The following is a 21,403-nucleotide window of genomic DNA, read 5'->3' as shown; positions in this document are numbered from 1 at the left end:
ATGATATTGAATGGCCTACTAAAAACCATCCGGAAAATCTACCTCAGCCACAATATCGTGCTGTGGATGATTCTCGTGGTCCTGCCTGTCGGCGTATCCCTGTTTACGATGGGGATGTTCTCTTCGCAGATCGTGCAGCACGTTCCCATAGGGATTGTCAAGCAGGACAACGGCCAACTTGCAGACAGGCTTGAATCGAAACTGCGTTCAAGCCCCGTACTCAACATCAAGATGATCTGTTCCGACATGGGCGAATGCGAGCATGCCGTTGTCCGTGGCGACATCCAGGCCTTCCTCGTTTTCCCGAACGAAATGGAACGCCGGGCACTTCGCCTGGAAGCCCCCGTTATTCCCGTGTATTCGAGCGGACAGAACTACCTCACCAACATGTTCGCGACTAAGGAAATCCGCTCCGTGCTCGCGGCCGCGGGGAGCGAACTGTTTACCGCCCAGATGGAAGACCCCGTGAAGGTGCAAATCCATTCGGTAGGGAACCTCAAGAGCAATTACCAGGGATTCCTCGTGTTCGGCCTCGTGACTGCAATTTTCCACCTCGCGGCAATGATTGTCGGGGTGTACGTGACCTCGTTCCCGCTTCGAGACCACCGCGTGACCGAGATGATCCGCTATGCGGGCGGCTCGCGCCTTACCTTGTGGGTGGCTAGCGTGTTCCCGATGAACATTATCCTCTGGCTCGAATCCCTCGGCTGCTACGCCTACTGCCACAGGATTCTCGCACCGCTCTCCTTCGAAGAATTCGTCATGACGGCAGCAGCCCAGCTGTTCATGATTCTCGCATGCTCCGGTGCCGGCACCGTTTTTGTCGGCGTATTCGGAGTGATGCGCATGGCGACCGGCGCTGCAGGCATTATCGGAAGCCCCGCATTTGCATTTGCAGGCCAGACATTCCCCGTGATGGCCATGCCCTTTGCCGTTCGCTGTTTTGCATTTATCCTGCCCCTCACCCACGTTCTCATAATCCAGTCGACCATGCTCCTGGGCGACGTGAACATGGCGACCGCGTGGAACAGCATGAAGATCCTCATCGGAATGGCCGTGTTCTGGAACCTGCTCGGAGCGTTCCTCATGTCGATGCGCTGGAAGCAGTTCACACGTCGTGAAACCAGGCGCGAAGAAGAAGCCAGGAAACTTGCGGAGGCAAGCATATGATCAAGCGCCTCTGGAAAGTCGCCTTTGCCGAATGGAAACTCATATACACGGACCCAGCCGCCGTGCTCTTGCTTGTGGTGGCGGGGCTCATCTATGCGTTCTACTACCCGGTACCGTACGTCTACCAGACGGTATCGAAGGTGCCCGTGGCGGTTGTCGACCTCGACAATACGGCCATGTCCCGCGACCTGGTGCGTATGGCGTCTGCCGCCCAGCAGATCGAGGTAAAGTCCATCTACCCCGACATGCAGCAGGCCGAGGCCGCCATGGCCCGCGACGAGATTTACGGGTTCATGGTCATCCCCGAGAACATGGAGAAGGATATCCGCGGCAAGCACCAGGTGACCGTGAACATCTTTACGCACGGTGCCTACGTGATGTTCCATGGCGCCATCGGAACGGCATTCTCCACCTGCGCCCTGACGGTAGGTGCCACGAACAAGGTGAAGCAGATTGCGCTCGGCAAGAAGGTGCCCTCGGCCAAGGCCATCGCCATGCGTGACCCGATCCCTATCAGCATACAGACCCTGTACAACAGTACCGGCGGCTATGCCAACTATGTGGTACCGAGCGTTCTCGTAGTCATCTTGCAGCAGTCGCTCATCATCGGCATCTGCGTGCTGGGCGGCTCGCGCGCGCACAGGCGATTCCGCAAAAAGTTCCGTGACAGTCCCGTCGAGAACGAGACTGTCGCCTACCGCTATTTCGGACGCTCCCTCGCCTTCTTTGTCCACTACTGCTCATTCATCCTGTTCTATCACTGCATCGTCTACAATATCTTCGATTTCCCGCGCCGCGGAGAACTCCTGCCCATGGTGGTTTTCTCCATCGTATTCCTCGCATCGGTTATCAACCTCGGCATGGTTGTCTCGCAGATCTTCTTGCGTCGCGAATCGAGCATGCAGTTATTCCTATACCTCTCCATCCCGGTGCTGTTCCTTGCAAACTTCAGTTGGCCTGCCTACCTGATGCCGCGCTGGATGACCGCAATTTCGTATATTCTACCTAGTACCTTCGCCGTACCCGCGTGGCTCTCGATAGAGCAGATGGGGGCCGATATCTACGATGTGGCGCCCAAACTCTACCAGCTTGCGATCCAGGCTGTTGTATATTTGATACTTGGACTGTTGCTAACCCGTGCCCGTGACAAGGCGAAGATAGATATAGGAGACATGTAACTATGTATCTCGACCCTTTATACATGATGATTCTCGTAGTGACGATTGCCCTTTCGGGTGGCGTGTCACTGCTTGTCAAGACACGCTTCAATGCGGGCCAGAAGGTGAACATCTCTAGCGGGCTTACCGGCGCCGACGTGGCAAAGGCAATCCTCATGGACGCAGGCATTACCGACGTGAAGGTGCTAATGCACCAGGGATTCCTTTCGGACCACTACAACCCGCTGAACAAGACACTCAACCTTTCGAAGGAAGTCTACTACGGGCGCAACGCGAGTGCCGCAGGTGTCGCCGCGCACGAGGTGGGCCATGCCATCCAGCATGCGCAGGGATATTTCCCGATGTGGCTGCGGTCGGCAATTGTCCCGGTCGCAAACATCGGAAGCAGTCTCGGGCCCTGGCTCGTGATTATCGGAATCATGCTGATGAGCCTCGGGAAAGCGATCGGCTACTCCGTCGCCATTATCGGCGTACTGCTGTTTGCCGCGACTACCATCTTCACGCTGGTTACCGTGCCGGTGGAATTCGACGCCTCCAGCCGGGCAAAGAAGGCGCTCGCCCGCATGGACGTGGTGGCGCAGGGCCGCGAATACAATACCGTTTCGGGCGTGCTCTTTGCCGCAGGCCTCACCTACGTAGCAGCCGCCATCAGTTCGATCCTGCAGTTGCTCTACTGGGCATACCGTGCGGGCCTTATCGGCGGGCGCAGGGACTAGGAGGCTCTATGGCAGTAAGGACTCTTACCATCGAATGCCCCATGTGCAAGGGCGAAATCGTCGTGGATGCCGATTCGGGCGAAGTCCTTTCGCACAAGGAATTCAAGAAGGAAGTCAAGTCTTTCGACGACTTCCTGAAAGAACAGAGCACCCGCAGTTCCGACCTAGAAGCGAAATTCGCCGCAGCGAAGGAAGCACAGAAGAACCGTGCCGAACTCCTACAGAAGAAGTTCGAGGCCGCAAAGCAGAACAAGGACCTGAAGGACCCTCCGCCAAGCATCAACTGGGACTGATTATACAGAAATACAGGAAGGCCGGACCTTGCGCAGGCGGCCCTCTTTATGTATATTTGTTTACATGAGAATTCAGAATCCACTTTTCCTTTCGACGGTAGCATTGTTGCCGCTCTTTTCGGCGTGCGGGGACGATACATCCAGCGCCGGATCCCATACACCGGATAACCACGGCGCACAGGGGGAATACGCCTCCGTAAACGAATTGCCGGAATGCACTTCCGAAAATTCCGGAACGCTCGTCAAGGTAAAGGACTCCTACTACACATGCTTTGACAACGTATGGGAGCAGGTTGACGGCTTTGCCGCCGGAGTCTGCAACATCCGCGCCTGCAATGGCGATACCGAAGGCGAATTTGTCTATGTGGAATCCGGAAAGGAAGCCTACCAATGTAAATCCGGAACCTGGAAGAAGTCTTCCGGCAAGACGTTCTCGGATTCCGCATTCATGGAATGCTATGTGGCCGCCATCGTGACGGCAAAGGCAAGTTCCGTAGACTCGCTGAAAAGCTGCACCGAAAAGCGCGAGGGCGACCTAGCCTATGTCGCAGATGACCTTTATGCCTGCGCTTCCAGGAAGTGGCTTAAGCAGCAGGACCTGGTTGTCTCCGTATCCGACTTGGGCACATGCAGCGACGACAAGAGCGTGTATGTCCTTTCCAAGCTGGCCTCGTACACCTGTAAGGACGGAAACTGGTATCGGACAGGAGAATCTTCTCCAAAGCAGTCTTCCTCTTCCAGCCGAAAAGAAGATCCCGTTACATCATCTTCCAGTTCTAGCGAAACTGTCGTCATTGTCCCGATCAATGACAGCACGAAGGTGCGCGGCGTTTGCGTCGCATCTAAGAGCAATATCGAAAGCGGCGATTCCGTATCGTACGTGTTCTACAACATGGGTGGCACCCCGGTCACGTTTGGCTGGATCTTCGGCGAAAAGGCCTCTCTGCCAAGCAGCGACGAAGTATCCCCGACTGTAACCTATTACGGCGGAGGTAGCCACCGGGCACAATTGATCGTAAACGAAGGTCTCCCCTCGGAAAGCGACGTGATCGTTTGTTCCGGCGTAAAAATCCCGGGAGTCCCCATCAAGAACTGCAAATGCAACTCGGATATCAAATCTGTACGCGTTTCCACAGCATTCCCGGACACCGCAACATGGTACGTCTCGGATTGCGAAGGCGGCACGGACTTTGTCTATGAATGGTACTTGTCGAACCGCACGAAATCCACCATTCTCAACGGAGACACATTCCAGGCGATAATCGACTATAACGGGAAATACGCGCCCGTCCTGACCGCGATCAACAACGACGACGAAATGATGGACGTGACCTGCCCAACCGTCAACGCAATGCAACGTCAGGATATTTCTGCCACTTGCGAGGTCTTTTTCGGAGACCGCTATTACGGCAACAAAGCCGGCGCTGACGATTTTATCATTGAGATGCGTGATCTTAGAAATGCCAATTATGTCACCCAGCTTCCGATTGCCCTGACGAGCGATTACGGATATTCGGCAGACTACACGGTAAAATGCGCGTCTTCGGGCGAGACGTATTACGATGGAGAATACATTCCTGTTTGCTACTATTGGGGCTACAACGAGAATTCATACGCCATTCCCAAGCCGGATGTTCCCGGCAGACACACCTACACGCTTTCGACCGAAGGCGATGTAATCTGTACGGTAAAGAGCCCTGTTACGTGCGGTCCGGCAAACGGATACATTACACGTTTCGATTCTACCCAATGGAAAATTCGCGGAATCGGGAACTACACCGAAGGAACCTACCTGTGGACTTTCGTGGATAGCGACAGCAACATTGTACAGAGTACCGAGATGGAACCGAAGTTCTCCTACCCCGAAATGGGAACAGTCTCTGCGTCACTGACCATAGACGAAGGCAAGGATACGGAGATTACCCTGACGTGTTCCGGCCTTTCTATAAGCGGGCGCCCGATTCTGGGTTGCGAATGCACTTCGGAACTGGTTTCCGATACGAACGACCTAGGCGCAATCGACGAGGTCGTATACAAGTGGACCGTCGCCGGCTGTAAAGACTACGGTGCAGCCCCCCTGACCTACAGTTGGGACGAAGACTATACGCAAGATGCGGAAGACTCCACCATAGCGACGAGAGCCTTCAGCGAAACGGGCGAGTTCACGCCGATTGTACAGGTGATAAACGCGGACAGCACCGTCGCGAACGTAAGGTGCGATACCGTTTCCGTCATAAGCATAATACCCGAAAATCCCATCGACTCGACGCTCACCGACTCAACCGAGGTTGATCCATGAAAAAAATATTCCTTATAGGCATTAGTTTCCTTGCAGTCGCGTTCCTCGCTTGCGGTGATGACAACTCTACGGGTAATTCAGAAAATAACGGTGAAGTTGTCGGGCCAGACGGCAAGGTGATTCCCGATAGCATCCTCTATTCCGATTCGCTCTACTCCTGGTACCTGGAGCAGTTCGACAAGGAAAATCCCAAAAGTTCCAGTTCAAAAAATCCATCGGGTTCTAGTGGCAGCGATTCGACGGGCACATCGGTAAGTTCCAGTTCCGGAATCGTCCTCGACGAGAAACTTGTCGAGGCATCGAAAGTCCACCTGCTGCCGCCGGCAGGGTTCTATAGCGAGTTGACCATTCCCGTTCCGGCACCACTGTACGGCGGCATTATCCGCTGTACCTTCAACGGAAGCGAACCCGACGAGGAGACGGAAGAATTCACCGAGCCGTACAGGGTCATGCGGAATACTCCGGTACGGTGCGCGGAATTTGTCGACGACACTATCGCGCGCAAGTCCAGCCACACGTTCTTTATCCGGGAACAGGTCTCTATGCCGGTAGTGGCCATCAGTGTCGATTCAGAATTCTTCTATACAAGATACGGCAATACGTCGGACTGCTTCGGAGAGAATCCCTATGGCTGCAGGCTCCCCATCATGGAGGACGCCGAATTCCCTGTCCACGTGGAATTCTTCGAGAACGGGAGCGCCAGCACCAAGAAGGCATGGCAAATCGATGCGGGCATATCCCTGATGGGCAATTACAGCCGCACATACGCCAAGAAGCCCGTGGCCATCAAGATGAAAAAAATCTATGAAGACGGCAGGCTCAAGTACAACCTGTTCTCCACGCGCCCCGAAGACAACAAGTTCAAGGGATTCAACCTGCGCAATGGCGGAAACCGCTTTGTAGGCGATTTCGTGGCCGACCCCGCCATGGTCAGCGTAGTGGAAGGATCTAGCGTGGATTACCAGCGTAGCCGCCAGGTCGTGGTGTTCTACAACGGCGTATATATGGGAATCCATGACCTGCGCGAACGCCTGAACGAGCACTTTGTGGAAACGAACCACGGAATCGATTCCAAGAGTGTCGACATGATCAAGCATGTGAAGGATACGGTAACAGCAAATGGGGGAACAGCTGATTCCTATATCGAGATGCTGAACTTTATCGGGGCAAACAACTTCAATACGGACACCTCGGATGAAGATGTCGCAAAAAAGGCGGCAGAAAACTACAAGCATGCGCAGACCCTGCTCGATGTAGGCAACTACGCCGACTACATGGCTGCCGAGATATACCTGCGCAACGGGGACTGGCCTAGCAACAACGTGCGCGCCTGGCGCACGGCTGAACAGCCCTACCGATTCATCCTGTTCGATGTAGACCAGGGCTTCGGATGGGAATGGACTGCATTGCCGGGCATTGGTTCCATGTTTGACTGGATCAAGAACGATCGCGGTTCCGGCCGAACGGCTCCAGGATTCTTTGCCAACATATTTATCCAGCTGCGGCAGAATGCGGATTTCTGCAGGATGTTCGTGAACCACGCCGCCGTGATGCTGACTACATACCTGACATACGACCGGATTGTAGCGGCTGTCGACCGCGTCAATTCCGAAATCCCGCAACAGGAAATGGACCGCGATCTGGATAACGAGGAAGTTTTCCAACGCAGGTACAGCCCCTACGGCTCGTTCCCGCAAGGCTTTGACCGTACCGGCGCATACGTGGTCTCATACGCAAGGACCCGTACGGCAAGTACGCGCAACGAATATCGCGAGGAATTTGGCTTGGGTGAAGATATTTCTGTCACCATTTCCGCCACCGGAAACGGCAAGGTCCTGCTCGACGGCATGACCCTCCCGAATTCCAGCTACACGGGAACATTCTTTGAAGGCAACGACATGCTCCTGACCGCTGTTCCGGAAGGCAGTTCCAAATTTGTCAAGTGGGAAGACGGCTCTACGGAAAACCCGCGCCTTGTCACCCCCGCAGACGGAGATGCTTTTACCGCAATCTTTGAGTAAATCGAGCTGTTAGTCGTCGCCGGAATGAACTTCCAGCGACGGAAACTCATCATCATCGCCGGAATCTTCGGCGATGTTTTCTTTTGAGGAATTTTCCTCGGCCTGGCCGGAGTAGAACGCCTGCGCCTTCTTCATGAAGGCCTCAAATTCCTCATCGGACATTTTTGAAGTGTCGGCCGGCTTGTCGGACGCTTCGACTACTTTATCTGCACTGTCGACATTTTCTGCCGGAGCGATAGCTTCTTCTGCAGGAGCAGAAATATCTTCGGACGGGGCAACGGATTCCTGTACCGGCGGCAGGGGCGACGGGTCCGGCGCTCCACCGGCAGGCGCATTAGACATCGCGGCTTCGGCGGCATCGTCCTCGCGCATCATCTCGGCAAACGGGTTCTCCTGGACTTCGCTCAGGTCCTCGCGGCCCTCGAGCATGGCCTGCAGGTCGTCTTCGGTCACATCCCTACCGCGGGTCGTCCAGAGTACGGCCTCCTTCATCACGGCGGCGATATCGCCTACGCTGCCTGCCTGCGAGCGGGCTAGAGCCATGTTGCGAATTTCTTCTACAAGACCAGGTTTTACATCCGGATCCTTCGAATAGAAGACCGTTTCGCGAGCCATTTCGTCGGCATACTCCGCATTGTTCTTCTTGCGGTAGATCCAGATGGGGCCAAACAGTTCGCTCTGGCGGAACACCACCTCGTCGGTCTTGATCATTTCGAGGAGTGCCATGAATGTCACAGCGGCCACAATCGGGTGGCTGTCGTTGTCGAGCAGGTCCTCGAACAGCGCACGACCGTTCACGCTCAAGTAGTTGTTTATCGCCTGCTGGCGGTCCTGGATGGTCACGTAGTCGAGTTCGATATGGTGGACCGTATCCGAAATCTTTGTCTTGAGGCTCTTCTGGTAAGCGCGGAACAGCTGCCAGATGTTCGCGTCGGCAAGAGTATCTTCTTCGTTCTGCGTCTTTTCGAGGCGGCCACGGCTGTACGTACCGAAGTTCTTGCCTTCCATGTCCTGGAGCCCGCCCGCGACCTGCTTGTAGCGCTGGTACTCAAGCATTTCCTGCATGAGCTTTTCACGGTCGGCATTGTATTCCTCGACGAGTTCGGGGTCGCGTTCTTCGGCAGGGAGCAGTTCCTGCACCTTGAGAGCCATCAGGCGGCTCGCCATATAGAGGAAGTCACCCGCCTTCGAGAGGTCGGTCACCCCAATCTTGTTGACCCACGCAAGGAAGTCGTCGGCGATTTCGGCAATCGGAATCTGGTCGAGCGACATTTCCTTCTTCTGGACCAGGTAGACGAGCAGGTCCATCGGCCCGTTGAACGAACCAATGCGTACTTCGTAGTCTTCCTGCTCTTCGAGTTCAGTCATCCAAACCGAAATGTAGAAATAAACTGTTTACACAGGAGTCCAATTATACGCAGAAAAGGCAACAGATAAGCCCCGAAAGAGAGTATTTTTGGAGAAAAGGCGAATCCAAGAGGAACAAGAAGATGGTCCTAAAATTTGCAATTCTCGGGTGTGGCCATATCGCCACGAAGATGGCCAAGGCGGTCAAGGCTCTTGAAAAGAACGGCATGGGCGTAGAATGTTACGCCGTGGCGTCGCGCTCACTTGACAAGGCGAAAAAGTTTGCCGACGATTACGGGTTCGGCCGAGCCTATGGCAGTTACGAGGAACTTGCAAAAGATGCGAACGTAGATCTGATTTATATCGCAACCCCGCACTCCGAACACTATAATAATATTTTACTTTGTCTGGAATACAGCCGAAACCTGCTCGTGGAGAAGGCCTTTACGGCGAATGCGCTGATGGCATCGGAAGTAATTGCTCTTGCCGAAGAGAAGGGCGTATTCATGAGCGAGGCGATGTGGACCCGCTTTTTGCCCGCGGTGCAGATGGTGAAGGACTGGATTTTGGCCGGGAAGATTGGCAAGGTCGAAAGCGTGGAAGCCGACTTCTCGATGCCGCTTTCGCATATCGAGCGACTGAAGAACCCGGCGCTTGCGGGCGGTGCATTGCTTGACCTGGGGATTTACAGCCTCACGTTCGCGGACATCTTTTTGACGGACGAAGAAATCGGCGGTGCGAATCATGTCGTGCAGACAAAGACGAAGTGCGTCAAGTTCCATACGGGCGTAGATGCGACGGACTGGATTGACCTCGTGTATGCTGGCGGGCAAGTTGCCCACCTCAAGACATCTATGGTGGCCCCGCTCAAGAACGAAGGCGTGATTTACGGTTCCGAAGGATTTATCCGTGTGCAGAACCTCAACGACATGGTAGAAATCCAGCTATTCGATGGCGCCGGAACACTCGTGGAATCCGTGAAACCGCCCCGCATCGAGAACTGCTACGAGTACGAAGTGCTGGGCTGCAAAGCCGCCCTCGAGATGGGATTGAAGGAATGCCCCGAGATGCCGCACAGCAAGACCATGCAGATGATGACGCAGATGGACTCGCTCCGTGCACAGTGGGGAGTCTCTTACCCGTTCGAGCTCAGCCCGGGAGAAGTCTGGGACCGCAGTGACGACAGGTCCTTCTTGGAAGTTTTCGACATCGAGACCGGCGAAACAAAATTGCTCAAGGAATTCGACCGCGTAATCGAGGCACCGAACTGGAGCGCCGACGGCAAGTTCCTCACCTACAACAGCGAAGGGCGAATCTACAAATTTGAACTCGCCACAGGCGCGATTACCGAAGTGCCGAGCCACTTCGTGGACAACTGCAACAACGACCACGTCCTTTCTCCGGATGGCGAGGGCCTTTACGTAAGCCACCACACCAAGGAAGACGGCCTTTCGCGCATCTACAAGATTTTCTTTGACGGACGCATGCCGGAACTCGTGACACCGCTTGCGCCGAGTTACCTGCACGGCATCACTCCCGACGGCAAGACTCTCGCCTACTGCGCCGAACGGGACGGCGAATACGACATCTACACGATTCCTGCTACCGGCGGGAACGAAATACAGTTGACAACCGCCTTCGGGCTGAACGACGGGCCGGAATACGACTGCGACGGCGAATACATCTGGTTCAACTCGGTACGCACGGGCCGCATGCAGGCTTGGCGCATGAAGGCCGACGGCTCCGAACAGACGCAGATGACGTTCGACGCGCACTCAAACACCTGGTTCCCACACATCTCCCCCGACCGCGAAAAAGTCGTGATGCTCGCCTACCACGAGCGCGATGTGCGCCCCGGCGAACACGTGCCCAACAAGAACGTAGAAATCCGGCTCATGACCGGCTGCGATGAAACCGGCTGGAGCGAGCCCCGCACCATCCTCAAGCTATTCGGCGGCCAGGGAACCATCAACGTGAATTCCTGGGCCCCCGACAGCAAACGGTTTGCCTACGTAAGGTACCAGAACCGCCGCACATAACTTACCTCGTGCGGTTGTTGCGTTTCTGGTAGTCGGCGTCGACATTCTTTTTCCACATGCGCTCGTTCTTGCGGTTATGGCGGATATCGCTCATAAGGCAGCACTGTGCTTCGTACATAACTTCGATTCCGGCTCCATCGTTCACGAAGTTTGCGGCACGTTCTTCATCGATACCGAAATTCCTTGCGGTCTCGACGGCATCTATATTCGCGCCGAGGAAGATGAATTCCCAGCCGTACTTTTGTTTTTGGCGTTCCACCATCTGCTTCACGCGATCGGAGGAATACTTGCGGCTCGCATTCTCGTAACCGTCGGTGGTGATGACGAAGATGGTCTTTTCAGGGCGGTCTTCTTCGCGGGCATACTTGTGCACGTTACCGATGTGGTGGATTGCCCCGCCGATAGCATCGAGCAGGGCCGTGCTTCCGCGGGCATAGTATTCCTTGTCGGTGAGCGGCGCAATCTTTTCCAGCGAAACACGGTCGTGCAATACTTCCGTGTCGTCATCGAAAAGTACGGTGGAGACAATCGCTTCGCCTTCCTCCCGCTTCTGCCTCTCGATGGTGGAATTGAATCCGCCGATGGTATCCTTTTCGAGCCCGCTCATGGAACCGCTGCGGTCCAGGATAAAAACGATTTCGGTAAGTCCCTTTTTCATATTTGCGTCCGTGCCGCTATAAGTGCGGCTTAGGTGATGGTCGCTGGCTTAGTGCGTTCGCACTTTTGCGTTTGCTACCGGTTGACGAAAGCAATAATAGGTGCTATATAGGGAAATTTGGTCGCCTGGCAGGCGACATTTTATGCGCCGAGAGTCGGTTGCCCGAACTTGAAAAGCATGCTATTGATTTCCCAGATATCGTACTTCTGTCGCTCAATAAAATACATGACAATCAGGTCGCCCCTGTTGGAAGGCGATAGCGCAAGTTCGGCGCGGGCAAGCAAGTCGGCCGTTTCGTCCATATTCAAGCGCAAGGCGATGGCGAGCGCGAGCGCCGTCTTTTTGGTGGGCCTGTAATTCACGTTGCTGCGAATCTTGGAAAAATGTTTGCGGTCGAGATTCGCGCGCTTGTAGACTTCCACGTCGTCCTGGTTCTTTTCGTGAATGAGTCTGAAGAGCTTGTTACAGAAGGTTTCGCCCGGCTTCGCAAGAATATCCTCGAGGCTTTCGAGGCTTTTTTCCGCTGATTTGACGCACAGTCTTACGCACTCGTCTGCAGCACCATCTTCTTCGACGAATTCTTCTCTATCCAAGATACGGTGAGGTTCCTCGTCGGGAATGTCGCATTGCGGTGCTTCTAGGGCATAAAACCTTTCTTCCTGTTCGACCTGCAAATTTCGCCGGCGATTGCTTACGTACCTATTGACATCGCCGTATTTATCCTGTACGTAGTTATCGTCGATAAATGCCTGAATATCGCTACTCAGTTCTTCCGAGACTTCAAACGCCTTGCGGTCGAATACGACCAGCATTACATTCATTTCGTTCGTCTGCAGGAACTCACCGATGGCGCTCAACGCAATCCTTAGCGCACTATCCTTGGGGAACTTGAACACGCCGCTAGAAATAAGCGGGAAGGCGATGGACTGGCAGCCCAGTTCCTGCGCCTTGTCGAGCGCACCCCGGTAGCAGTCGGCAAGGGCCAGCGATTCTCCGGAATCACCGCCATTCCACTTGGGCCCGACAGTATGGATGATATATTTGGCATCGAGTGCGAAGGCGGGCGTCACCGCGACCTGCGCCACCTTGAGCGGCCCCACCTGCTCACGAGCCTTCAGCAAGTCATCGTAACCGGCGGCCTTGTATATATGATATTCCGCGCCTCCCCCGCAAATAGGATTCTTGTTTGCGGAGTTGACAATGGCATCTGCCTTGACCTTCGAAATGTCGGCGCGGATAATCTCTAAAGGCATGGCAGGCCTACTTCTTCTTTTTATTCTTGCCCGGAGGCCCTGGCATGAAGGGGTTGCTAGCGGAAGCCTTCTCGCTCTTCGCTGCGCTGACGGTTTCCTGGCTTACGACCACGGAATCGCCGACGGAGAGTCCCTTCAGAATCTGGATATTCACGCCGTCGCTGATACCGGTCTTGACCCTGCGCGGGGCAGCCTTCCCGTCGATGCTCACCCATACATGGTCACCCGAGGGCTTCTTCGCGCCGGCGCGCTTCTTGAAGCCACCCTTTCCCGGAGGCCCGAACTTTCCAGGGCCGCCTGCGCCCATGTCGGGCGGCGGAGGCGGGAAATCTCCCTTCGCAAACGCGCTGTCACCGCCGGCAAGCGAATCGCGGCCCATGTGCGGCGGGAACGGCATGTCCTTCGGGTCCGCCATCGGGGTGCCGTCTGCGGGCGTAAACTTGAGCGCCTTCACGGGTATCGCGATGGCGTCTTCGACTTCCTGCGTCACGATAGTGCAGGTTGCCGTCATGCCGGGGAGCAGTTTCTGGTCCGGATTCTCGGCGGTAATCACTACGGTATAGGTCACCACGTTGCTCGTGGTAGTCGGATTCAAGCGGACTTCCTGCACGGAGCCCTTGAACTTGTCGTCCTGGAAGGCGTCGACCGTGAATGTCACGCGCTGGCCCTGCTTCACCTGCCCGATATCGGCCTCGTCAATGGCGGCCATCACCTTCATCTGGCTCAAATCCCTAGCTATTACGAACAGCGTCGGCGTACTCATGGAGGCCGCCACCGTCTGGCCCACTTCCACGGCGCGCTTCAGCACCACTCCGTCGATGGGGCTCTTGATGGTCGCGTAGCTCAGGTTGAGCCGGGCCTGGTTCACCTCGTTCTTGCTGCGTTCCACGGAAAGCTTCGCCGAGTTCATGTTATACTCGGCGGTCTCGAGTTCCACAGCGCTTGCGGCGTTGCTCTCGGAAAGTTTCTTTACGCGGTTGTAGGTGGATTCCTTGTACTTGTAGTCGTTCTCGGCACTCCTGTAGGCGATTTCTGCCTGCGTGAGAGTGGCCTTCAGTTTCGACTTGTCGAGTTCGGCGATGACCTGGCCCTTCTTGACCTTAGAATTGAAGTCGACATAGATCTTTGCGATGTCGCCCGAAACCTGCGTACCCACTTCCACCTGGTCCACAGGCTCGAGCGTACCCGTCGCCGAAATCGTGGTAGAAATCGTCGTCTGCGTGACCTTCGCACTCACGAGTGGCCCTGCGGCGTCACTTGCACTTTCTGAAAAAAAGAAATGCTTCACGCCGAACGCGACAGCAGCAAGGACTGCAACCACAATAATGAACTTTAAAACCTTTTTCATACGAGTCACCCAAAAATAAAAAGTATTATCGTCGTTTTCGTGTATTTGGATGCACAACGTTAGTGAAAGGTTGCGTTTTGTTATATTTAGAAAATCAATAATTATGACCCGTATCACAAAAAAAGATGACAGTGCGGAGGTCCGCCACGTCACTTGGGTAGGGCTCGGCTGGAACGCCGCGCTCTCGGTAGGCAAGTTTTTTGCCGGCTATTTCGGCGGGTCCCAGGCACTCGTGGCCGACGCTATCCACAGCGCATCGGACTTCATCACCGACATTGCGATCATCGTAGGTTCCAAGTTCTGGAACCTGCCCCCCGACGAGCAGCACCCCTATGGGCACCGGCGATTCGAGACACTGATTTCTGTAGGCATCGGGCTTGCCGTCTGTGCGGTAGGTATCGGGCTTGGCTATAACGCCATCATGGCGCTCATCAACGGCGAGCAGTCTCACCCCGAATGGATCGCCGCCATCATGGCCGCCGTTTCCATCATCGTAAAGGAATCGCTATTCCGCTACACGCGAGCAAAGGGCCGCGCCATCCGGAGCGAAGCCGTCGAGGCGAATGCCTGGCACCACCGGAGCGACGCGTACAGTTCCATTCCCGTACTAGTCGCGGTACTTTTCGGGATCCTCTTCCCGAGCCTCTGGTTTGCGGACTCCATCGGGGCCATCATCGTGTCGGTATTCATACTGCATTCAGGTTTCGAGATTGCCTGGCCAGGAATCCACCGCGTCGCAGACGAAGGCGCCAGCGAAGAAGTGGCGCAGAAACTAAAGGATGTCGCCCTCTCCTGCCCTAACGTCATCAGCATTCACGGGTTCCGCACCCGATATGTCGGTTCGGACCTGCATGTGGACCTGCACGTGGTGGTCCCAGCCGAAATGACACTCCTCGATGCGCATGACCTTGCCGAAGAGGTGGAACGCAGGCTTATCGATGCCGGCGAAAACGTAGTCGACGCCCTGGTGCACATCGACCCCTACAGCGAAGAACGCGTGAAGCGCGGAACCATCAAGACACTCGAGCGCTGAGGCCGGACCAGCACCCCTGCATTGCAGGCGAACTAACAAAATTCGAACAAACAAAAAAAGGCCTGCAACCTTACAGTTGCAAGCCTTTCGTGGGACCTCCGGGACTTGAACCCGGAACCCGCGGGTTATGAGTCCGCTGCTCTAACCAATTGAGCTAAAGTCCCAGTTCGCCCAATATTAGCAAATATTTTGAAATCGTGCGGGCCCATTCGTAATGGAAACCGCTGTACGCGTTCACCACCGCCTTGTCCCAGTCGGCGACCTCGTTCTTGTACACGTGGAGCGCATCCTTGAGACGGCGCAACATCTGGTGCGGGGCATTCTCGTCTTCGACCAGGAACGCATTCGCGCAGCCGGCAGTCTCGGGAGCATAGTCGCTCAGCATACTTGCCACGCCCACATTGAAACCCGTAAGCGGAAGCGTTCCGCAAGCAAGGGCCTTGAGGATTATAGAAGTCGACGGTTCACGCAGGTTTGCAGCAAACAGGACATCCGAACCGGCAAGGACTTCCTTGAGCGGCTTCACGTTCTCGGTTTCCTTGTCGAGCGGCAGCACATGCAAGATGTCGGGATACTGCTTCGACACGTCCTGGTAGAAATGCCATTCTGGATCTTCGGGCGAGATGCCCACGATGATGAACACTTCCTGCTTGGTAATATCGGCAAGGATAGTTGCTAGCGTCTCCGAAGTATTGCCGGCTTCGTCATCGAGGTGCACGTAAAGCACAAGTTTCGACCCGAAATTCACGTGGAAGGATTCCTGCAACTGGAGTCTCGCCCTGTGCTTGGCTTCCTTAATCGGGAGTTGCTCCTCTCGGTTGAAGTCCCAGACCTTATAACTCACGCCAAACTGCACACCGATAAGCTTATCGGCATTGTGACTCAAGAATCCACTGAGCCCACCAGGCAAGTTCGTGTTGAGCATCGCGTCGCGATAGCCGGGAGAAGGGAACAGCACCTTTTCGGCAAAGCAGATGCCCGCCTTGAGGAGGCTCACCTTGCCCCAGAACTCGTAACCGTCCATGTTGTACCTATCGCGCGGAAGGCCGATTCGCTCAATTTCATCGGACCTCACATGGAAGTCGTAGGTGATGTTGTGGACGGTAAAGAAGAACGGCACGTCGCCAAATTCTTCCTTGTAGATATTGTGCGCCAGCGCACCTACAAGCGCACCGCCCCATTCGTGGCCGAGAATCGCCTGGACCTTGGTCTTGGTCTCGATAGCGTAGCTCAGGCAAGCCGAGGCAAGGAAGGCAAACCGCAGGTGGTTGTCTCCGTACGGGACACTCTTGGGCGGGCCATAGACATAGGGGCGCCCGAAATAGTCTTCATTATATATATAGGTGTGTAGAGGATCTTCCTCTGATACCCAGACCTCGTAGGGCTTGCCGTGCAGGCGTTCCGCTCCGCGGAACACGCACTTGTAACTTTCCAGATTTTGTAAGTGGTTCTTGTAGAACGGGGAACAGGTTACAACATTCACCCCGGCCTGGGCGAATGCATCGGTCAACCGGTTGACCGCCGTGGTCAGCGGACTCGGTATCTGCCAGTTACCCGCTTCCGGGCTGACAACTAAAATATCCATTCCCTACACACACTCCAAAAAAAAATTTACCTACATGTGTGATATAAGACAAATTTATTTAATTAAATTATCATGTGGAAGGCCTTCGACCCATTTAACATGGGTTTTTAGGTTATTTTGAACTTCATCCTCGAGGATTAAACCAATGAAGAAAATTTTTCTTGCCACTTTAGCCATGTCGGTGGCCTTTACGCTTACCGGATGCAAGGGAGCCAACGAAAAGCGTGGCGACGAACACCTGGCTAACGAACGTTACAGGAACGCCATCGCCCAGTACGTGGATGCCCTAAAGAAGGGCAAAATCTCGGACGAGTTCTACGACAACTTTACGCTCGCCCTCGTGCGCGGCGCAAACATCGAAGCGAAGAGCAATATCAACAGCGACCTCATCAGCGGTTACTTTGACAAGGCTGCATCCAACATTTCCAAGGTGCAGAAGCCCGAAGTCATCGAAGAATTCGTGACGAGCTACGCCACTATCGGTAAGCAGCAGGCCGCCCAGCAGGGTCTGGACTACGGTTCCACCCTCCAGGCCTTCGCCAAGATCGACACCGCCCTCTCCATCGCGAAGAGGATGAACGTCGGTGAAGCCGCCGTGAAGACCATCCGTACCGAAGCCGAAAACCTCTACGTTCCGGCCGCACTCGCCGAAGCGAATGACGAAACGGATCCGGTCGTCTGCGAATACTACCTGCTCCGCATTGCCGAAATCGCTCCGGAAAATGCCGACGTGAAGGCCGCGCTCAACAAGAGCCGCAAGGGCACCCGTGGCTACTTCCTCATCTTCGGTGAAAACATCCCCGACCCGTCCGGCAAGAACCGCGTGGACAAGTGGGGCTACGTGATGGCCCTCCCGACCATCAAGTTGACCGCCACCTCCCTGAGCGGCGAACTGCAGTTCTGGGCATCGACCGGCAACAACACCGTTCTTGACCCGGCAAACATCACGCTCGTCTCTACCGACGGCAAGTCCGTGAACGCCAAGGCCGGCACCGGCTGGTGCGAAGCCGAAGTGCTCGTGGGCAAGAAGGGCGACGAAAAGATCGAGAAGAAGCGCCAGAACCTCAAGGTTGGCGAAAAGGGCAAGCTGATGAACGAATTCCAGTGCGGCGTGAACATCACGTTCAACTTCGAAAAGGGCTTCGTTCCGGACTACATCCAGTACAAGGATGAATTCGGCATCGGCAAGAAGTTCCTCGGTCAGTAATTGTAATTGCTACAGAGAATGTAACAAGGTCCCGGCTTCGCCGGGGCCTTGTTTTATATAGTTGGCTACAGACATGCTTCACACACTCACACGATCACTTCGTTCAAGTGTTCGCTTAGTGAAGCATGTTCCTCCGCCAAGGATAGGCGGTGGCTCCGGTAGAAATCTGTTTGTTGCTCTGTCGCAAATAGGGGATGTGTGTTCCGGGAGGAAAACCTTGTGACTGTTAGTCCCTGCGGCTTTCCTTTAAACTGTTTTTCTCGCCGCACCATGAGGGGCGCCCCCCCCCCTTGTCTCATTTAACTCGCGGTTCGCGGAGTTTGGCGAGCGCCCAGAGCAGCACGCACGAAAAGAGCGGAGCGACGACATTCCACGGCCCGTGGTAACGCACCTCGCCAGGCAGCGACATCCAGATATAGACGAGTACGATATGTGCGGTATAGACGTCGAGGCTGTGCCGGCCCATCACGTTTGTCGGCCTGAAATCCAGAAGGGCCGGCCACCTGCGCACAATGGCGCAAATGCCCAACATGAACGCGAAGAAGTTCACAAAGCGCAGCACCCCCACATGGTCCTTGCTCACGAAGAAATCCGAAGGCAGTGCTAGCGACCCGAATGGGAAAAACTGGTGCGACCAGAGGAAGCAGACTGCAAGAAGCACGATGATTGCGGGAGTAAGCCTCTTGACGGAGCGGACGGCAAGCGTGTCGCCGGCGGATTCACTTTTGCGGGCAATACGCCACCAGGAAGCGGTCGCCGCACCCGAGAAGTACACGAACTGCCAGCCGAAAGGGTCAAAGAACCCGTGGCTTACCCAGGCGGGGAAAACGGAATTGCACATGTCGCGGAGTCCGAACTGCGCCGCAACCCACACGCAAAGGGACGGCAACCACAGCAACAGCACCATGCGTTTGCGGTCCGCCTTCACGAACAGCGGGAACACGAACGACCCCAGAAGCAGGAACAGCACGTATAGCGGGAGCACGTCGAGCCATTCAGGAGTATTCACGAGCAGGAGGCTGAGCACGCTCCCCTGCACCGGATGATTGTACAGGGAATCGAAGAAGTGCGTGACCCGGGGCAAGAACAGCCACGCCGCAAGGCAAAGGCATACAAGCGTCACGATATGGTAGCGCCATGTCTTGAAGGCTCGGGCGCGCATCCACGACTGCTTCGGGTCCTTCACGCCCTTGCTTGTCGCGGCGAGCATACCGACAAATCCGGACAAGAAAAAAAAGCCTTCGGCCGCACTGAAGAAGCCGAAGCACTGATAAAGGTAATAGGATATGGGCCTGCCGAAATGGTCCAGGGTCATCTGCAGGAGCAGGAGCCCCCGTATAGAATCTAAAGCCCTGATTCTCACGGGTATCCCTAGACAGGCTCGGCCGACGGCTAGAAGCTAGCCTTCGCGCTGACACCCATCGCGAAATCGGTGTCGATCTGCTTGCTGAAGTTGTAACCGGCCCAGAACACGAGTTCAGTCTTGAGCGTCGGGTACAGGTAGGCGTTCAAGCCGAGGTAATGGTAGCTGTCCTTATCCACATTGGTATCGCGGTCGTGGTATTCGTAGCCCACGCCGAGAGCAAACTTCTTGTGGAGGTTGAAACTCGGTTCAATGGCGAACATCAGCTGGTCTTCGGTAAGGATCTGGTCAGCAGCTGCGTAGTCTTCATCGGTAATCGCGTAGAAGAAGTTAGCCGAGAGATTGAAGAAATCGTAATTGAAGGTCGGTTCCAAGAGGAAGGAGTGGACGCCCTTGCCCTTGTACGGATGGACACCCCAGACGGCGTACACGCCGTAGTTCAGCTTTTCGTAGCTCCTGGTGTAGTCGACTTCGAGACCAAACGTGTAGGTGTAGCTACGGCTGATTTCCTTACCGAACAGCCAGTCCACGCTCGGGGTAAGCACGAGGTGCTGGTCCACGTGGTTGAGGAGAGGATAGGAGTAGGATCCGAAAAGGGCCATGGAATGCTCGTTGTTCTCGGAAGCACCCATGTAGACCTTACCGCTACCGTACTTCTCGTTGCCGACTTCGATACCGGCACCACGCATGTACTGTTCGCGGACAATCACGGCATAGCGGGCCGGATCGCGCCAGTAGTAGTAATTGAAGGCGCCAGCCGTGTACATGAGGTCACCGAACACGAGGCTAATGGAGTGAGCCACGTCCCAACGGAGTTCCACACCATCAAAGTTGAACTCGGTGTACTTGCCCCCATCGTTGATGGCGGTAGAATGCGCGTAGTAGTGACGGCGGGTCTCGGAAGCCTTGGTAAGGCCATCGGAGCTGTCCACATAGGTGCTGTGGGTATTGGCAAACACCGTGACAGACACGTTTTCGTCAAGTTTGGCCTTGGCAGAAAGGTCGATATCCTGGTTGGCCGCGTTAGTGGGGCTGAAAGAGCTGTCGAAATAGCTTCCGTAGTCAAAGTTTACATCCCCGTGAAATTCCACATCCAAGGCGAATGCGAAAGACGCAGAAACGAGAGCGATAGGCAAAATGAGTTTGCGCATAAAATCCTTCCAAAAATGTTCTAGGACAAAAGATAGAAATATATTGCACAAAAACCCAACCTGCACGGCTATCGTTTTGTATTTTTGTGCATATTTAGGAGCGTTATGAAAAATCGCAGTTTCCTTATTATATTGTGCACCATGATGGTCATGGCCCTGCAGGCATTTGCCCTGACCGCAGAAGAGGCACTCGCCAAGTCTCAGGCCTGGTTCAAGTCAGGCAAGGCATGGAGCCTCGAGTTCCAGGTGCAGGTGTTCTATTCGGAATCGCCGGATATCGCAAGCCAGAAGGGTTCGCTCCTAGTCGCAGACGGCGACAGGTTTAAGTTGAAGGTCGCGGGCATCGAATTTACGAGTGACGGCGAGAGCCTCTGGCAGTACAACCCCGAACAGAAGCAAGTGCTCATCAAGGCCATCGAGGACCTGTCCTCGGCGTTCCACCCCTCCGAGATGCTGTTCAAGTACCTGAACTGCAAGGCGAAGGAACTGAAGGAAGCGGAATTCAACAAGCAGAAGCTGTGGGTCCTGAAACTCGACGCTTCGAAATATGCCGGACAGTTCGACCAGATGGAGGTCTGGCTCTCGCAGAAGGACTTCTCGCCCGTAAGGCTTTTCACCGTAGACCCCTCGGGTAACGCCTCCTGGTACAACATCATCAACCTGAAGGTCGTAAAGAAGGTATCGCCCGACGACTTCAAGTTCAAACCCGGCAAGGACGTCGACGAAATCGACATGAGGTAAC

General features: G+C 55.0%; 17 protein-coding genes, 1 tRNA gene and 1 pseudogene. 11 read left to right on the top strand and 8 right to left on the bottom strand.

Annotation, left to right across the window (positions count from 1 at the left end):
* The 6 genes from B7994_RS01740 (at nt 1) to B7994_RS01715 (ending at nt 7,677) form a co-directional block, all read left to right on the top strand.
* Nucleotides 1–1,170 carry an ABC transporter permease gene (locus B7994_RS01740; RefSeq protein WP_233142934.1) on the top strand — a complete coding sequence of 390 codons (1,170 nt, stop codon included), beginning with the start codon at nt 1–3 and terminating at the stop codon, nt 1,168–1,170.
* A complete protein-coding gene (locus tag B7994_RS01735) occupies nt 1,167–2,348 on the top strand; it encodes an ABC transporter permease (RefSeq protein ID WP_088636748.1) in 1,182 nt (393 codons plus the stop codon). The genes B7994_RS01740 and B7994_RS01735 overlap by 4 nt, the downstream gene beginning before the upstream one ends.
* Nucleotides 2,349–2,371: 23 nt before the next feature.
* Entirely contained in the window at nt 2,372–3,064 is a 693-nt protein-coding gene (locus tag B7994_RS01730; protein ID WP_233142932.1) for a zinc metallopeptidase, read from the top strand.
* Nucleotides 3,065–3,072: 8 nt separating this feature from the next.
* The gene (locus B7994_RS01725; RefSeq protein ID WP_144063703.1) at nt 3,073–3,357 is read left to right on the top strand and encodes a hypothetical protein; all 285 of its coding nucleotides are present in this window, start codon (nt 3,073–3,075) and stop codon (nt 3,355–3,357) included.
* A gap of 64 nt (nt 3,358–3,421) precedes the next feature.
* Complete coding sequence (locus B7994_RS01720) at nt 3,422–5,656, top strand: hypothetical protein (protein ID WP_144063702.1); 2,235 nt, start codon at nt 3,422–3,424, stop codon at nt 5,654–5,656.
* Nucleotides 5,653–7,677, top strand: a complete 2,025-nt coding sequence (locus B7994_RS01715; RefSeq protein WP_088636744.1) for a CotH kinase family protein — start codon at nt 5,653–5,655, stop codon at nt 7,675–7,677. Before B7994_RS01720 ends, B7994_RS01715 begins: the two co-directional genes overlap by 4 nt.
* 9 nt (nt 7,678–7,686) lie before the next feature.
* On the opposite strand, the gene B7994_RS01710 is transcribed toward B7994_RS01715, so the two are convergent.
* Nucleotides 7,687–9,045, bottom strand: coding sequence for a ScpA family protein (locus B7994_RS01710; RefSeq protein WP_088636743.1), 1,359 nt, complete (start codon nt 9,043–9,045; stop codon nt 7,687–7,689).
* A 122-nt stretch (nt 9,046–9,167) separates the two neighbouring features.
* Here B7994_RS01710 and B7994_RS14410 point away from each other — a divergent pair.
* Both B7994_RS14410 and B7994_RS14405 read left to right on the top strand, forming a co-directional pair.
* Nucleotides 9,168–9,524 (top strand): annotated as a pseudogene (locus B7994_RS14410) (Gfo/Idh/MocA family protein); the annotation flags it as partial.
* 693 nt (nt 9,525–10,217) lie between these two features.
* Nucleotides 10,218–11,063, top strand: a complete 846-nt coding sequence (locus B7994_RS14405) for a TolB family protein (protein ID WP_369832748.1) — start codon at nt 10,218–10,220, stop codon at nt 11,061–11,063.
* Nucleotide 11,064: 1 nt separating this feature from the next.
* On the opposite strand, the gene B7994_RS01700 is transcribed toward B7994_RS14405, so the two are convergent.
* The 3 genes from B7994_RS01700 to B7994_RS01690 all read right to left on the bottom strand — a co-directional run bounded on the left by B7994_RS01700 (nt 11,065) and on the right by B7994_RS01690 (nt 14,322).
* Entirely contained in the window at nt 11,065–11,721 is a 657-nt protein-coding gene (locus tag B7994_RS01700; RefSeq protein ID WP_088636741.1) for a vWA domain-containing protein, read from the bottom strand.
* Nucleotides 11,722–11,861: 140 nt separating this feature from the next.
* The gene (locus B7994_RS01695; protein ID WP_088636740.1) at nt 11,862–12,974 is read right to left on the bottom strand and encodes a macro domain-containing protein; all 1,113 of its coding nucleotides are present in this window, start codon (nt 12,972–12,974) and stop codon (nt 11,862–11,864) included.
* A 7-nt stretch (nt 12,975–12,981) separates the two neighbouring features.
* Nucleotides 12,982–14,322: an efflux RND transporter periplasmic adaptor subunit gene (locus B7994_RS01690; protein ID WP_088636739.1), complete on the bottom strand. Its 1,341-nt coding sequence runs from the start codon at nt 14,320–14,322 to the stop codon at nt 12,982–12,984.
* A gap of 103 nt (nt 14,323–14,425) precedes the next feature.
* On the opposite strand from B7994_RS01690, the gene B7994_RS01685 reads away from it, so the two are divergent.
* Nucleotides 14,426–15,355, top strand: a complete 930-nt coding sequence (locus tag B7994_RS01685) for a cation diffusion facilitator family transporter (RefSeq protein WP_088636738.1) — start codon at nt 14,426–14,428, stop codon at nt 15,353–15,355.
* A 90-nt stretch (nt 15,356–15,445) separates the two neighbouring features.
* On the opposite strand, the gene B7994_RS01680 is transcribed toward B7994_RS01685, so the two are convergent.
* Nucleotides 15,446–15,519 (bottom strand) — tRNA-Ile (locus B7994_RS01680).
* Nucleotides 15,510–16,940 carry a glycogen synthase gene (locus B7994_RS01675; RefSeq protein WP_088636737.1) on the bottom strand — a complete coding sequence of 477 codons (1,431 nt, stop codon included), beginning with the start codon at nt 16,938–16,940 and terminating at the stop codon, nt 15,510–15,512. Before B7994_RS01675 ends, B7994_RS01680 begins: the two co-directional genes overlap by 10 nt.
* 145 nt (nt 16,941–17,085) lie before the next feature.
* Here B7994_RS01675 and B7994_RS01670 point away from each other — a divergent pair, with 145 nt between their 5' ends.
* Nucleotides 17,086–18,147: a lipoprotein gene (locus B7994_RS01670; protein ID WP_088636736.1), complete on the top strand. Its 1,062-nt coding sequence runs from the start codon at nt 17,086–17,088 to the stop codon at nt 18,145–18,147.
* A gap of 295 nt (nt 18,148–18,442) precedes the next feature.
* Here the strand turns inward: B7994_RS01670 and opgC are convergent, their stop codons facing one another.
* Both opgC and B7994_RS01660 read right to left on the bottom strand, forming a co-directional pair.
* Nucleotides 18,443–19,510 (bottom strand): OpgC domain-containing protein, encoded by a 1,068-nt coding sequence (gene opgC / locus B7994_RS01665; protein ID WP_144063701.1) that lies wholly within the window; start codon nt 19,508–19,510, stop codon nt 18,443–18,445.
* A 29-nt stretch (nt 19,511–19,539) separates the two neighbouring features.
* Nucleotides 19,540–20,661: a hypothetical protein gene (locus tag B7994_RS01660; protein ID WP_088636734.1), complete on the bottom strand. Its 1,122-nt coding sequence runs from the start codon at nt 20,659–20,661 to the stop codon at nt 19,540–19,542.
* Between the two features lie 105 nt (nt 20,662–20,766).
* Between B7994_RS01660 and B7994_RS01655 the strand changes: the two genes are divergently transcribed.
* Nucleotides 20,767–21,402, top strand: a complete 636-nt coding sequence (locus B7994_RS01655) for an outer membrane lipoprotein carrier protein LolA (RefSeq protein ID WP_088636733.1) — start codon at nt 20,767–20,769, stop codon at nt 21,400–21,402.
* Nucleotide 21,403 lies beyond the last annotated feature (1 nt).

Source organism: Fibrobacter sp. UWR2, from assembly GCF_002210285.1.
In the GTDB taxonomy this organism is placed as follows: domain Bacteria; phylum Fibrobacterota; class Fibrobacteria; order Fibrobacterales; family Fibrobacteraceae; genus Fibrobacter.
Note: the sequence above shows the minus strand (reverse complement) of the source record. Positions and strands in the feature narration are given on the sequence as shown.

Coding starts and splice junctions, on each gene's coding strand:
- B7994_RS01740 (WP_233142934.1), top strand. CDS start 1: ATGATATTGAATGGCCTACTAAAAACCATCCGGAAAATCTACCTCAGC.
- B7994_RS01735 (WP_088636748.1), top strand. CDS start 1,167: ATGATCAAGCGCCTCTGGAAAGTCGCCTTTGCCGAATGGAAACTCATA.
- B7994_RS01730 (WP_233142932.1), top strand. CDS start 2,372: ATGATGATTCTCGTAGTGACGATTGCCCTTTCGGGTGGCGTGTCACTG.
- B7994_RS01725 (WP_144063703.1), top strand. CDS start 3,073: ATGGCAGTAAGGACTCTTACCATCGAATGCCCCATGTGCAAGGGCGAA.
- B7994_RS01720 (WP_144063702.1), top strand. CDS start 3,422: ATGAGAATTCAGAATCCACTTTTCCTTTCGACGGTAGCATTGTTGCCG.
- B7994_RS01715 (WP_088636744.1), top strand. CDS start 5,653: ATGAAAAAAATATTCCTTATAGGCATTAGTTTCCTTGCAGTCGCGTTC.
- B7994_RS01710 (WP_088636743.1), bottom strand. CDS start 9,045: ATGACTGAACTCGAAGAGCAGGAAGACTACGAAGTACGCATTGGTTCG.
- B7994_RS01700 (WP_088636741.1), bottom strand. CDS start 11,721: ATGAAAAAGGGACTTACCGAAATCGTTTTTATCCTGGACCGCAGCGGT.
- B7994_RS01695 (WP_088636740.1), bottom strand. CDS start 12,974: ATGCCTTTAGAGATTATCCGCGCCGACATTTCGAAGGTCAAGGCAGAT.
- B7994_RS01690 (WP_088636739.1), bottom strand. CDS start 14,322: ATGAAAAAGGTTTTAAAGTTCATTATTGTGGTTGCAGTCCTTGCTGCT.
- B7994_RS01685 (WP_088636738.1), top strand. CDS start 14,426: ATGACCCGTATCACAAAAAAAGATGACAGTGCGGAGGTCCGCCACGTC.
- B7994_RS01675 (WP_088636737.1), bottom strand. CDS start 16,940: ATGGATATTTTAGTTGTCAGCCCGGAAGCGGGTAACTGGCAGATACCG.
- B7994_RS01670 (WP_088636736.1), top strand. CDS start 17,086: ATGAAGAAAATTTTTCTTGCCACTTTAGCCATGTCGGTGGCCTTTACG.
- B7994_RS01660 (WP_088636734.1), bottom strand. CDS start 20,661: ATGCGCAAACTCATTTTGCCTATCGCTCTCGTTTCTGCGTCTTTCGCA.
- B7994_RS01655 (WP_088636733.1), top strand. CDS start 20,767: ATGAAAAATCGCAGTTTCCTTATTATATTGTGCACCATGATGGTCATG.